General features: G+C 69.4%; 12 protein-coding genes. 6 read left to right on the top strand and 6 right to left on the bottom strand.

The features are described from left to right. Window positions 1-111: 111 nt before the first annotated feature. Entirely contained in the window at window positions 112-720 is a 609-nt protein-coding gene (locus tag ACWDSL_RS08990) for a hypothetical protein (protein WP_450483213.1), read from the top strand. Window positions 721-860: 140 nt separating this feature from the next. Continuing rightward, complete coding sequence (locus ACWDSL_RS08985) at window positions 861-1886, top strand: endonuclease/exonuclease/phosphatase family protein (RefSeq protein WP_450483211.1); 1026 nt, start codon at window positions 861-863, stop codon at window positions 1884-1886. A 90-nt stretch (window positions 1887-1976) separates the two neighbouring features. On the opposite strand, the gene ACWDSL_RS08980 is transcribed toward ACWDSL_RS08985, so the two are convergent. From ACWDSL_RS08980 to ACWDSL_RS08960, 5 genes are all read right to left on the bottom strand, one after another. Then, a complete protein-coding gene (locus ACWDSL_RS08980) occupies window positions 1977-4226 on the bottom strand; it encodes a peptidoglycan recognition protein family protein (protein ID WP_450483209.1) in 2250 nt (749 codons plus the stop codon). A 274-nt stretch (window positions 4227-4500) separates the two neighbouring features. After that, window positions 4501-4704, bottom strand: a complete 204-nt coding sequence (locus tag ACWDSL_RS08975) for a DUF397 domain-containing protein (protein WP_450483207.1) — start codon at window positions 4702-4704, stop codon at window positions 4501-4503. Between the two features lie 15 nt (window positions 4705-4719). Then, complete coding sequence (locus ACWDSL_RS08970) at window positions 4720-5280, bottom strand: Uma2 family endonuclease (RefSeq protein ID WP_450483205.1); 561 nt, start codon at window positions 5278-5280, stop codon at window positions 4720-4722. Window positions 5281-5375: 95 nt separating this feature from the next. After that, entirely contained in the window at window positions 5376-5576 is a 201-nt protein-coding gene (locus ACWDSL_RS08965) for a DUF397 domain-containing protein (RefSeq protein WP_450483203.1), read from the bottom strand. A gap of 13 nt (window positions 5577-5589) precedes the next feature. Beyond that, a complete protein-coding gene (locus ACWDSL_RS08960) occupies window positions 5590-6444 on the bottom strand; it encodes a helix-turn-helix domain-containing protein (RefSeq protein WP_450483201.1) in 855 nt (284 codons plus the stop codon). A 157-nt stretch (window positions 6445-6601) separates the two neighbouring features. Here ACWDSL_RS08960 and ACWDSL_RS08955 point away from each other — a divergent pair, with 157 nt between their 5' ends. Both ACWDSL_RS08955 and ACWDSL_RS08950 read left to right on the top strand, forming a co-directional pair. After that, on the top strand, window positions 6602-7063 hold the full coding sequence (locus ACWDSL_RS08955) for an ATP-binding protein (protein ID WP_450483199.1): 462 nt from the start codon (window positions 6602-6604) through the stop codon (window positions 7061-7063). Between the two features lie 52 nt (window positions 7064-7115). Beyond that, window positions 7116-7640, top strand: coding sequence for an LOG family protein (locus tag ACWDSL_RS08950; RefSeq protein ID WP_450483197.1), 525 nt, complete (start codon window positions 7116-7118; stop codon window positions 7638-7640). A gap of 58 nt (window positions 7641-7698) precedes the next feature. Here the strand turns inward: ACWDSL_RS08950 and ACWDSL_RS08945 are convergent, their stop codons facing one another. Beyond that, complete coding sequence (locus tag ACWDSL_RS08945; protein WP_450483195.1) at window positions 7699-8901, bottom strand: hypothetical protein; 1203 nt, start codon at window positions 8899-8901, stop codon at window positions 7699-7701. Between the two features lie 312 nt (window positions 8902-9213). Here ACWDSL_RS08945 and ACWDSL_RS08940 point away from each other — a divergent pair, with 312 nt between their 5' ends. Then, complete coding sequence (locus ACWDSL_RS08940) at window positions 9214-12060, top strand: AfsR/SARP family transcriptional regulator (protein ID WP_450483193.1); 2847 nt, start codon at window positions 9214-9216, stop codon at window positions 12058-12060. A 104-nt stretch (window positions 12061-12164) separates the two neighbouring features. Then, complete coding sequence (locus tag ACWDSL_RS08935) at window positions 12165-12854, top strand: SDR family oxidoreductase (protein WP_450483191.1); 690 nt, start codon at window positions 12165-12167, stop codon at window positions 12852-12854. The last annotated feature ends 23 nt before the right edge of the window (window positions 12855-12877 follow it).

Genomic DNA, 12877 nt, shown 5'->3' with positions numbered 1-12877 from the left:
TCGTGTTTGTTGTTTTGTGGTTTTTTTTAGACCCCCACCCGCCGTGTGGCGGGCGTGTCGCTGTCTCATACTCACCGCGGATACCGCGTAGCGGATGGCAGAGTCATGCCCATGCTGACCTCGACGCGTGAGCGGCGAAGACACTTCGCCGCAGCCGCTCTCCTCCTGAGCGCCGCGATATCCCTGACCGCCTGCGGAGAGCAGCGCGGCACGGACCCGGCCGCCGGCGCCCCGGCCTCGCCCCCGCCTCCGAGTTCCAGCCCGGCTTCCGCCGGAGCCTCCCCCTACGTGGAGCCCGGAGCGGGCGACGGCGCCCCGCACTACAACGAGAACAACGCCGGCCGCCGCCCCGGTGAGATGTCCGTCGACAGCGCGGAGGACGCGCGCAAGGAGGCCGACCGCATCGAGCCCGTGCTCAGGCGGCTCTGGAAAGAGAAGAAGTGGGACGTCAAGTCCGTGCGCGCGGCGATGCTGGAGCTCGGGTACGAGGAGGAGCGGACCGGGGCCGGGGGCAAGTGGCTCGGCGGGACGCTCACCGTGAAGGGGATGGAACCACGCTACGAGACCGACCACTATGTGACGCCCGAGGGCGCCCGGGTCGGCCTCCGCGTCCATGACGACGCCTGCGTCACGGCCTTCGTACAGAAGACCAACTACCAGGTGCGGACGAACGGCCCGTACCTGGAGACCGGCTGCTTCGAGCCGCCCTTCGCCCACTGAGCAGACATCGGCGTAGATGTCCGCGGACAAAGCGCGTTGTCCGCCCTTCGACCTGCGATTTCGCGGTCGGAATGGGGCGGACAAAGGCATCTCCGGAGAGCGTGACCGCACCAGTCGTCATCGACCATGGAGGTTGTGTGGTGCGCGTTTCACTCTCCCGTGTCTGCCGCGTCGCGGCAGTTCCCCTGCTCTCCGCCCTCTTGCTGACAGTGACGGGCAGCGGCACGGCCACCGCGGCGGAGGCCCCGAACCCGGCCGAGTACCAGATCGGTACGTTCAACATGGCGGGCGGCAACGACGAGCACGGCGTCAAGGGAATAGAGGCCCCCGAGGCGCTGGTGCGCAGCATCCAGGAGCGCCGCCCGGCCTTCGTGGCGCTCCAGGAGGGCTGCGCGGACTGGAGCGCGACGCTCCGCGACCGCTTGGCCGGCGGAGGAGGCCAGGACGGCGAGTACGCCGTGTTCTTCGACGCGGTGAAGCGCGGCGATCCGGACCAGAACAAGCCCACCGAGCAGATCGCCGATGCCACGTGCAAGCACGGCGGAGTGGCGTTCGGCAACGGCCTTGTCGTCCGCAAGGACGTCTTCGGGGTCGCTTCGGACCAGCCGGTCGAGTCCTACCCGCTGACGCGCTACGTGATCGACGACCGTCAACGCATGGGTGACCTGGAACAGGCACGGAAGTACGCGGAGAAGGAGCGGCGCGAGATGCTGTGTGTCCGCGCCGAGGCGAAGCGTATGGTCGCCTGCTCGCTGCATCTGACGTATGACGACCGTGACTTGCGCATCGCCGAGGCGTCCAAGGCGCGCGAGATCCTCCAGGGCGCCTATCCCGGATACACCAAGCTTCTCGGGGGTGACTTCAATGACGATCCGCTCTCGGCGGTAGCCGACCACTTCTACGCCCCGGGTTATCAGCGCGGCGCGGAGGGGGAGTTCAAGGAGGCCGACAGCCCCTGCGGCAATGAGATCGAGGAATCGACTCTGGCGCCGGGCCCGGTCGGCTGGCCGACGTTCACCTACTGCCGCTCCGGTGAGGGTACCCACAACAACGGCATGAAGATGGACGCGCTGTTTGTGTCGCCCACGGTCGCGGTGACGTGGTCCGACGCCACGAAGGCCCTGCACTCCGACCATGTGCCGCTGTGGGCGGGCGTGATCCTGTGAACGTGATTCCTTGAACGGAGCGGGGCGCGGCCGACCATCGACCGCGCCCCATCGGCCGCGCCCCGCTCTCGCGGGCCGGGCGCGGCTGGGCTACTTGATGTAGACCAGGCCGTCGGAGGTGATGGTCGGACGTCCGCTGGTGCCGACGACGACGATCTTGACGGTGTGCTTGGCACTGGTGGACCAGGACTTCGTCCAGATGGCGTTGCGGTACATCGTCGAGGAGGAGCGCAGGTCGACGGTGGCGGTCTTGATGCCGTCCACGTAGACGTACGCCTGGCCGGAGGTCGATGCCCGGGAGACCACCCAGGCCGCGGAACGGCCGGTGAAGGTCCAGGTCAGGCTGGCGCCCTTGCTGCCGCTCGAGTACGACTTGCCGCCCAGGTAGCTGGTGGAGGATCTGGTCGTCCAGCTACCGGACTTCACCGCCGAGGACTCCTGGAGGATGACGGGCGTGTAGGAGGGCGAGGAGGTGCGGTAGTTGCCCGCGTAGTCGTAGGCGCGCATGGACCAGGTGGAGGCGGTGCCGGACGTGGCCGTGCGGTTGGAGGTGGTGGTCGTCGGGCCGAACGTCGCGGTGGTCGGGGACAGCAGCTTCACACTCTGGAGGGCGGCGTTGTCGGTTGCCTTCCAGTCCAGGCGGACCGGGACGGCGGTGGTGTTGACCGTGCCGGTGCGGAGGGTGAGCTTCGGTGCCGTGGTGAAGGTCGGGGCGGTGGTCTCGGCGATGGCGGTGGTGGCGGCGGTGGTCGCCGTCTTCCCCGACTGGTGCACGGCCCGCACCGCGACCTTGTGCGTGCCCAGCGCCAGGGTGGCCGACGCGGAGGTGCCGGTGCCGGAGGTGGTGGCGACGACCTTGCCGTCGACCAGCAGCTCGTACCTCTTGATCAGGGCTGCGGGAGTGGTGGCCGACCAGTGAACGGTGATGCCGGCCTTGGTGTAGTAGGCCGAGTTGTACAGGCCGGCCCCGGATACCGAGGTGATCTTCAAACCGGCGACGGGGCCGGCTGCCCAGCCGCGGATGGTGGGCAGCTGGGCGTAGAGCGAGCTGCCGGGGCACTCGGTGTTGTAGCCATCGCGGTGTCCGGAGACCCGGTTGAAGGTGTACTTCGTGTCGGCCGTGTAGCTGGTGCCGAAGTAGTTCTTCTGGGTCGCTCCGGCGGTGAGCTGGACGGTGCCGGCCGGGTCGGCGCCGTACTGGCCGAGCTTCCATCCGGCCAGCCGGGCGATCGACGTCAGTGCGTTCGTGGACGCGCCGGTGGAGGTGTAGTTGCCGAGAACGGCGATACCGGCGCTCTCGCGGTTCCAGCCGTAGGTGTGCGCGCCGAGTACCGGCATATCGACGCCGCCCGCGCGGCCTTCGAAGATGGTGCCGCACTTGTCGACCAGGAAGTTGTACCCGACGTCATTCCAGCCGTTGGTCTTGACGTGGTAGATGTAAATGCCACGCACAATCGAGGCGGAGTCTGCGCAGCTGTAGTCGTTGGTCCCGTCCGTGTGGTGGACGAAGACCGATTTGACGTCAGTGTTGTACGTCGGAGGGTCTTCCGGCGTGATGCCCGTGGTGTCGGCGCCCCATGTGGTACGCGAGACGATCGGCGGCTCGGGCACGGTGGACGGCGGCCCGCTGGTGGGGGAGGCGCTCGGCGAGGGTGAGGCCGTCGCCGTGTCGCTCGGTGAAGGTGAGGCCGTCACCGTGTCGCTCGGCGAGGGGGAGTCCGTTGCCGTGGTGGGGGTGTCGCTGGGGGTGGGGGTTTCGGTCGCTGTGTCTGTGGGCGTGCCGGCCGGCGTATCGGTTGGCGTATCGGCCGGCGTCGCGCTGTCCGAGGCGGAGGCGGTGGCGGAGGGGTCATCGAGGGTGTACGCGGCCGGGGCGGGGTCGGCGGTGGCGGCCTTTCCGGGGTCCACCAGATCGAGGCGCAGACCGTGCGGCAGGGCGGCCGAGGTCTTGCTGCCCGCCAGAACGCGCAACTGGACGCCGTTGGAAGGCCCGACCCAGTAGGGCTCGGTCGCTCCCCGCTCGCCCTTCGTCGGGACGTCCCCCCGGGCGTCGTTGTTTCCCACGGTGAACCACTGCGACCACGTACCGGTCTTCGCGTCACGGGTGCGCGCTTCGACCTTCTTGGGCGCCTTGGCCCTGGGGTTGGTCCAGCTCACGCCGAGCAGACTGAAGGGTTCGGTGGAACGATTTCCGAGCGTCACGTCCCCGTCCGTGCCGGGCTTCAAGGCGATACGGTGGACGGCGGCTTTGACCGGTCCGGAACCCGCTGCCCTTCCGGTATCCGCCGAGCCATCGGCCAGCCCTTCGAAGGCCAGCACCCCCGCCAGGCCGGCTGTCACCGCGGCAGCCGTTACCCATATCCGTCGTGATCTCAACGTTCTCTCCCAGCCCACGGTTGTCCTGATCAGGCGTAAACGGTCGTCGTGACCGCTGCCGCGTGTGGGGGAAGCGGATTAAATGGTTCCGGTACGCGTATTGGGCAGCTTATGGGGCTGGAAGGTCACTTTGCTGGGTCATCTGGGTGATGCGCGTCACTCATCGGCGTGAGCCGAGGCATGCGAGCGGCCCCGGTGCGCGTCCGCACCGGGGCCCATGGTCGTATTGCCGCGTCGGCTACCGGCGGTCCAGCAGGGGGTCGAAGCGCCCGTCCTTCACGCCGACGACGAACGCGCGCAGTGCGGTGCGGTTGGTGGCCAGGACGGCGTTGGGCTCGGAGCTTTCGCGAATGGCTATGCGGCTGCCGTCTGCGACGAGCTCTACGCAGTTGTTCCCGCCGTTGCCGCAGAACGATGACCGCTGCCAGGTGTATTGGTCCATTTCGCGTTCGGCTCCTCAGTAGGTAAAGAGCGCCGAGGTGTCGAGGGTGGTGCCGATCGGTTCTCCGATCGGTACGGGCTCACCGAAATTGGTCTCCAATGACGCGCGGTAGTGCTCCCCGCTGGGGAGCGAGTACAGCAGGCACTTGCCCACGATCGGGTTGACGATCAAGTAGTACGGGATGCCCGCTAGGGCGTACTTGCTGACCTTCTTCACTGTGTCGTTCTCGGGGTTGGATTCCGAGACGACCTCGGCCGCGAGGATGATTTCGTCGGCGGGGAATTTAGCCAGGTGCTTGCCACGGTAGGAAGAGTCGGCGACGGAGATGTCCGGCCGGAGGAGCGTCGTGCCGTGCCACCCTCCGTAGACGGTGTCGACCTCGGTCATGACAAACCACTTGGACACGAGCTGGGAGGCGATGGTGAGGACCATGTTCCCGTGAGAGCTGGTAACCACGGTGCTGACGTAAACCTCTCCATCGATCATCTCGGCGTGGTAGTCCGGGAACGCCGCGTCGAACTCCTCGAAGCGCCGCATCTGTTCGGTCTGCACTGGGCTCTCCATCTGCGCCGTCATGGTGTGCCCTCCCCTCGTGTCCTGGCCTCTGCCAGGGTAGCTGTGCGTATGTGCTCCCGCACTCGGTCAGCCCGGCTTGCCGTGCGGCGTTGGGCCTAGCGGCGCAGCAGCCGGTCGAAGCGCCCGTCCTTCACGCCGACGACGAACGCGCGCAGCGCGGTTCGGTCGGCGGTCAGGACGGCATCAGGCTCGGCGCTTTCGCGTATGGCTATGCGGCTGCCGTCCGCCGCGACCTCCATGCAGTTGTTGCCGCCGCCGCTGCAGAACGATGACCGCTGCCAGGTGTGCTGGTCCACTGATGGGTTCCTCTCACATGTCGCGGGCGATGGATCGGATGAGCTTCTGCGACTCATCGGGAGGGAGCGCTGACTCCTCCATCAGGTCCAGCAGAGCACGATAGTTGGCGAGCGGAGTCGGGGCGTCGGTGAAGTGGGGACCGTACGCCGTGTCCAACTGCACGGTGTCGAGCTGCGGTACGGGTCCCTCCGCATACAGGATCGACTGTCCGGCGCCGTAGAAGCTGCCCGCGCTGAACGGGATGACCAGCAGAGTGATGTTGTCACGGTCTGCGGCGTCGGCCAGGAATTCGAGCTGCTGTCGGGCCACATCCGGGCCGCCGAACTGCATATGTAGTGCGGCCTCGTGAATGATGCCGACGTAGGGGGTCGGCTCATCTCGATCGAAGATCCCCTGGCGCCCCAGGCGGTGTGCGACGCGCAGTTCCACGTCCAGACGTCGCAGACTGGGCACAGAAAGATCGAAGATCGCGCGGGCGTGTTCCTCGGTCTGTAGCAGGCCAGGCAGATGGACCGTCTGGGCGGTGCGGATGCGCGTGGCGTGGTGCTCGATCTCGGAGACGTCTAGGAAGCCGTCCGGAAGCTTGCCCCGGTACTCCTCCCACCAGGACTCGTCCCGGTGGTTGCGAGTCATGGAGGCGAGCGCCTCGATGAGAGCCTGGTCCGGGCACGCGTAGTTGCATGCGAGCTGACGAACCCGCTCCTCGCTGACTCTGGTCCGAGCAGCCTCGATGTGGGCCACCATCGTCCGGTCCGCTCCAAGCACCGCCGCAGCCTGCTGGACGGTGATGCCGGCCTCCTCGCGCATGCGCCGGATCTCTGCGGCGAGTCGACGCTGACGGCCCGTAGGGGCGCTTCTTGCTGCCATGGGTCCTCTCTTCTTGCCCGGATACGGAGTCTGGCAGCGAGATTTCCGAGGGTCGAGTGAGCGACTACAAATTCACTCGATAGCGGAGAACGCATCACAGGTGAGTTGCTGTGCTCTAGCTTGTGACGGCGAACACAACGCCCACCGGAGGTGCCACGTGACCCCGCATCCACCACCGCTGCTGTTCACCGAGCCCTGGGAGTACGAACTCCGCTTCCCCCGAGACCCCCGCGGCCCGGGCATCGTACGGGCCACCCTGCGCGCCGTACTGACCGCGCACGGGCTGCGTGAACTGGTCGAGTTGGCCTCGCTGCTCACCTCCGAGCTGGCGACCAACTCCGTCCGCTACTCCGACGACTGCGCGTCCGTACGGCTGTTGTGGACGCACCCCGTGCTGCGGGTCAGTGTCACCGACACCAATCCCGAGCTCCCCGAACCGTTCAAGCCCTGCGCCGAGCTCGACAACGGCCGGGGGCTGTTCATTCTCGACGTACTCGCCGACCGGTGGGGTGGCTGTGCCATCGGCGAGGAGCCCTTTGGGCTCGGCGGGAAGACGGTGTGGTTCGAGCTGGCCTGGGGCGAGACTCCGCCGACACCCATGGCGGCGCTGGCCGCCTGATCAGCCGCGCGGATCCGGGGTGCTGTCGGACCCGGACCGTAGAGTGGCGGGCATGAACATCTGCGTCTTCTGCTCCGCCGCCGACCTGGACGACCGCTACACCGCCCCCGCCCGCGAGTTCGCCGAGCTGATCGGCAAGCGCGGCCACACGCTCGTGTGGGGCGGGTCGGACGTCGGGCTGATGAAGGTGATGGCGGACGGGGTGCAGGAGAGCGGCGGGCGGCTCGTCGGGATATCGGTGGAGTTCCTGTCCGCGAAGGCCAGGGAGAACGCCGACGAGATGGTGATCGCCAAGGATCTCGCCGAGCGCAAGGCGCAGCTGCTCGCGCGGGCGGACGCGGTGGTGGTCATGGTGGGCGGCACGGGGACGCTGGACGAGGCCACCGAGATCCTGGAACTGAAGAAGCACGGCCTGCACATCAAGCCGGTGGTGCTGCTCAACACGGCGGGCTTTTACGACGGGCTGAAGCAGCAGTTCCAGCGGATGGAGGACGAGGGCTTCCTGCCCCTCCCGCTCAGCGAGCTGGTCTTCTTCGCGGAGAGCGGCGCGGACGCGCTGGCGCACCTGGAGCAGTGAGAGCAGTGAGCGTGGCTCAGCCGGGGCGGAGCCACGCTCACGGACGACGGGTCGTGGCTCAGCGGCCCACCACGTACACGCGGCGCTTGTGTGGGTACTCGCCGAGCCCCCAGATGCCGTCCCGGTCGCCGTCGTAGCTGAGGTCCTCGGGGCCGATCGAGAGGTACCCGTGCCACATGGGTGTGTTCCTGCCGCGTCGGGACCGGTACAGACTTCCTCGGTTGTTGGGGCCATCGCTGACCGAGAAGTAGTACCTGCCGTCCACGCTGACCGCCCCTTGGACCTTCAGACGGTTGAACGTCCGCTGTCCCACGGCCTCTTCAGACGTGATGGAGCTGGTCTGGGGGTTCATGTACCAGCGCACGACCCGGCACTTACCACTGCGGCGGAACTCGCTCACCAGAAGGGAGGGCTGCGCGGTCGTGTGGTCCACCGAGACCTGGGAGTAGATGAGTGCCGCTCCCGCGTTGTCGTAGGCGCGGCTCTGCGGGAGCACGTACTGGCAGTCGTACGCGTAGTACTTATTGTCCATGGCGCGGTAGCCGCACCAGTTCTTCGGCGGCGTGTCAACCTTGAACATCTGGTTGACGTTGAACACGCGCAAGCCGCCACGCGTGTCGGCGAGGTAGAGCCTGTCCCCGTACCAGGCGATGCCTCCCGCGTGGACCCCGACGGGTGAGAAGTCATACGGCTCACCGGCGGACTTCTTCGGCTCCACGAGCAGGACGTGTCGGTATCGCGGCCTGCTCGGGACGGTCACATCGACGAAAGTGACGCGCGCCCCGCGGTTCCAGCTGGCGCCCTTCGCGTACCAGGACACCAGGACCGCCTGCTTCTCCGCGTCCGTGTTCGTGCCCGGAATCGGCCCGTGGTAGGCGTCGTAGCTGCTGGAGACGCCTTGCGGATACCACTGCCCAGTGGTGCCGTCGTTCTTCTCCGGGTCCCAGCCGAAGGAGTATGCGAGCCTGCTCGGCTTGGTCCCCGCGGGCCAGTGTGGATTCGCCACTGCCTTGCGGTCCGCGTTCCGCAGCACTTCCTGGACCAGGGGTGCGGCAGCGAGCTCGTTGGCGAGGCCGGCGATCGCCGAGGGATAGGTGTAGCTGGTCGGCTCCAGCGGGTGCTCGCGCATCGACACCCGGAACTGCGACGCCGCCTCGGAAGAAGCCGCGTGCGCCGTGGACGGAAGTACCAGGCCTCCGGCCGCCGCGGCGAGCGGAGCGGCGGATAGGCCGCGGAGAAGTGTTCGACGTGTTACGTCCATGACAGACGCATCCCCCATTCGATGTTCGGGCTGGGAATTGGGCGGAACCACGCGCCGGTCCACACCGGTACGCGCTGGTTCGGCATCCGCCGGGGCGGTTCCGCCTGCCGGGGGGAGCACGCCCACGCGCCGCGCGTCGGGGTGGGCGCGCGGGCGGGGCGGAGTGGCGGCACCCGCCCCCCGACCGGGCACCGCAGGGGACAGCCTTTCGGGCAGGCATTGCACAAACCTTGTGCAGAGCTTGAACCTGCTGGTCGGATGGACGGTCAGGGCAGGCAAGCAGGGCAGGCTGTTTCCACGGGTGGGGGCGAAATGGCGGTCAGGTTCGGGTTATTGGGGGGCATCGAGGTCTGGGTCGACGATCGACCGCTGGACGTGGGACATGTGCGGCAGCGGTCCGTTCTGGCGGCGCTGCTCGTCGATGCCAACCGTTCGGTCTCCGTCGATCAGCTCGCGGACCGGGTCTGGGGGGACCGGCCGCCGCAGCGGTTCCGTACGGCGCTGTACAGCTATCTGTCGCGGTTGAGGATCGCTCTGTCGGCAGCCGGGGTGGAGATCGGGAAGGAGGCGGGGGGCTACGTCCTGGCGGCCGAAGCGGCCGCCATCGATCTGCACCGCTTCCGTGAGCTGGTCGGTGAGGCCCGTGGGGCGGCCGATGGCGTACCGGCCGAGGCGCTGCTGGAGCAGGCGCTCGGGCTGTGGCGCGGCGATGCCTTCGGGGCGATCGACACGCCCTGGTTCAACGCGCTGCGTGACACCCTCGCCCAGGAGCGGTTCGCGGCCGAGCTGGACCGTAACGACGCCGGGCTGCGCCGCGGGCGCCACGGGGAGCTGCTGGCCGGGCTGTTCACCCGGGCCGGGGAGCGCCCGCTGGACGAGCGGCTGGCGGGGCAGCTGATGCTCGCGCTGTACCGGTGCGGCCGCCCGGCCGAGGCGCTGGAGCACTTCCGGCGCACGCGGCACCGGCTGGTCGACGAGCTGGGCATCGGCCCCAGCCAGCCACTGGAGCGGCTGCACCAGCGGATCCTGGAGGCGGACCCCGCGCTCGAACCGCCTTTACCTTCTGCGCCGCCTAAACACCCCGCGCCCCCGTCCGCCCCGCCGCGCATCCCCGTACCCCGTCAGCTCCCCGCGCCGCCGCCCGTCTTCACCGGCCGGGGGCGGGAGCTGCTGCGGCTGAGCGAGGTGTGCGACGTGCGCGCCGAGGCCGAGGGCGGCGGCGAGACGGTCGTGATCTCGGCGATCGGCGGGATCGGCGGGGTCGGCAAGACCTGGCTGGCGGTCCGCTGGGCGCACGAGAACACGGCGCGGTTTCCCGACGGGCAGTTGTACGTCAACCTGCGTGGCTTCGACCCGGCGGCGGAACCGGTGCCGCCGCCGGTCGCGGTCCGGGGGTTCCTGGACGCGCTCGGCGTCGTGCCCGACAGCATCCCCGTGGACCTGGACGCGCAGACCGCGCTGTACCGCAGCCTGCTGGCGGGCCGGCGCGTGCTGGTCGTGCTGGACGACGCACGCGACGCGGGGCAGGTGCGGCCGCTGCTGCCCGGCAGCCCCAGCTGCACCGTGCTGGTGACCAGCCGTTCCAGGCTCACGTCCCTGGTCACCACACACGGCGCGCTGCCGCTGCCGCTCGACGTCTTCGGCGCGGCCGAGGCGCGCGAGCTGTTGGTGCGGCACCTGGGGGTCGGGCGGGTCGAGGCGGAACCGGACGCGGTGGAGGCGCTGTTGGAGCACTGCGCGGGCCTGCCGCTGGCCCTGGGGATCGTGGCCGCGCGCGCCGCGACCCACCCCGACCTGCCCCTCGCCGCGCTCGCCGAGGAGCTGCGGGAGGCGGCGACCCGGCTGGACGCGCTGGACACCGGCGATCTGACCGCCAATCTGCGCGCCGTCTTCGCCGCTTCGCACCGTGCCCTCTCCGCCCCGGCGGCCGAGCTGTTCGGGCTGCTGGGCCTGGCGCCAGGACCCGACATCGACCTGTCCGCCGCGGCCGCCCTCGCCGGGCTCGGCGCGCCCCGTACCCGCGTACTGCTCGGCGAGTTGGAGGCCGCGCACCTGGTCCAGCGGCATGCCCCGGCCCGCTACCGGATGCACGATCTGGTCCGGCTCTACGCGGCCGAATGCGGTCAGGCCGCCGAGCGTGGGCGGCGTACGGACGCGCTGCGGCGGCTGGTCGACTTCTATCTGCACACCGCCTTCGCCGCCCACAGCCTGGTGGACGGGCCGAACGCGCCGTTCCGACCCGAGCTGGACCCGCCCGCGGCCGGCTGCGTCCCGGTCCGCCTCGAGGACCCCGGCGCGGCCCTGGACTGGTTCGACGCCGAACACGCCTGCGTCCTCGCCGCCCAGCGGCTGGCCCTGAAGCAGGAATGGCACACCGCGGTCTGGCAGCTGGCCTGGACGCTGATCTCCTACCACTGGGGCGGCGCGCATTTCCGGGATCACCTCAGGGTCTGGCGCGCGGGCCTCACCGCCGCCGAGCGGCAGGGCCATCCGCCCGCGCGGGCGCTGGCGCACTGGCGCCTGGGCCAGGCCGCCTCACATCTGGGGCGGGGCGCCGAGGCCCTGGACCACCTCGGCGGAGCCCTGGCCGTGTACGAGGAGGCCGGCGACGTCCCCGGCCAGGCCCATACACATCGCACCCTCGGCTGGGTTTGGGAGCAACAAGGCGACAAAGAGGCCGCGCTGAGCCACGCCCGTCAGGCCCTGCGTCTGTATGAAGGGCTCGGCAACCCGTTCTGGCAGGCGAACCAGCTCAACGCGGTGGGCTGGTGCCACGCCCAGATGGGCCGCTTCGAGGAGGCCCGCGACCACTGCGAGCGGGCCCTGGCGCTGTTCCGCGCCGAGGCCGGCCGGGGCGCGGAGGCCTCGACGCTGGACAGCCTCGGCTACATCGCCCATCACACCGGCCGGCACGACAGGGCGCTTGACCATTACGGCGAGGCCCTGGAGCTGTTCCGCGAGACGGGCAACACGTACGACGAGGCCGACACCCTCGCCAATATCGCCGACGCCCAGCAGGCCCTGGGCCGGACCGAGGAGGCCCGGGAGAACCGGCTGCTGGCCCTCGACCTGTACTGTGCCCAGCGCCGGGAGGCGAAGGCCCGGCACATCCAGGACCAGCTGGGCGAGGTCGGCGGTACTTCCGATGGCACCCGCTGAGCGGCACCTCCGATGGCACCCGCTGCACGGAGGCGGGTGAACCGAGGCGGGGCGACTTCTCACCCAGCGGGCTCCCGCCCCGCCCAGTGCGGCAAGCTGGGGGCATGGGAACGCATCTGATCACTGGAGCGGGTTCGGGTATCGGCGAGGCCGTGACCGAGCGGCTGGCCGCGCGGGGCGACGAACTGTGGCTGCTGGCCCGCGACGCCGGGCGGGCGCGGGAGTTGGCGGGGCGCTTTCCCGGGGCCCGTACGGTCGTCGGTGACCTGGCGGACCCGGACAAGCTGTCGTGGGCGCTGGGGCATCAGGAGCTGCCCGAACGGCTCGACTCGCTGCTGCATATCGCCGGCGTGGTGGACCTCGGCGAGGTCGGCGAGCTGACCCCCAAGCTGTGGACCCGCCAGCTCGCCGTCAACCTGGTCTCGCCGGCCGAGCTGACCCGGCTGATGCTGCCGCAGCTGCGGGTGGCGCAGGGGCATGTGGTCTTCGTCAACTCCGGCGCCGGGCTGCGGGCCAACGCCCAGTGGGGTGCGTACGCGGCGAGCAAGCACGGGCTCAAGGCGCTGGCCGACGCGCTGCGCTGGGAGGAGAGCGGCAACGGGGTGCGGGTGACGACCGTCTATCCGGGGCGTACGGCGACGCCCATGCAGGTCAAGGTGCATCAGCAGGAGGGCAAGGACTACGACCCGGAGCGCTGGATGACGGCCGGGTCCGTCGCGACCACGGTGCTTACGGCCCTCGACCTGCCGCGCGAGGCGGAGATCACCGATCTGTCGGTGCGGCCGCTCGGCTGACCGGTTGTCGGGGTGGGTGCCCG

The sequence above is a fragment of the Streptomyces sp. NPDC000941 genome, assembly GCF_053599555.1.
The sequence above is the reverse complement of the archived record's forward strand: the minus strand, read 5'-3'. Positions and strand labels throughout refer to the sequence as shown.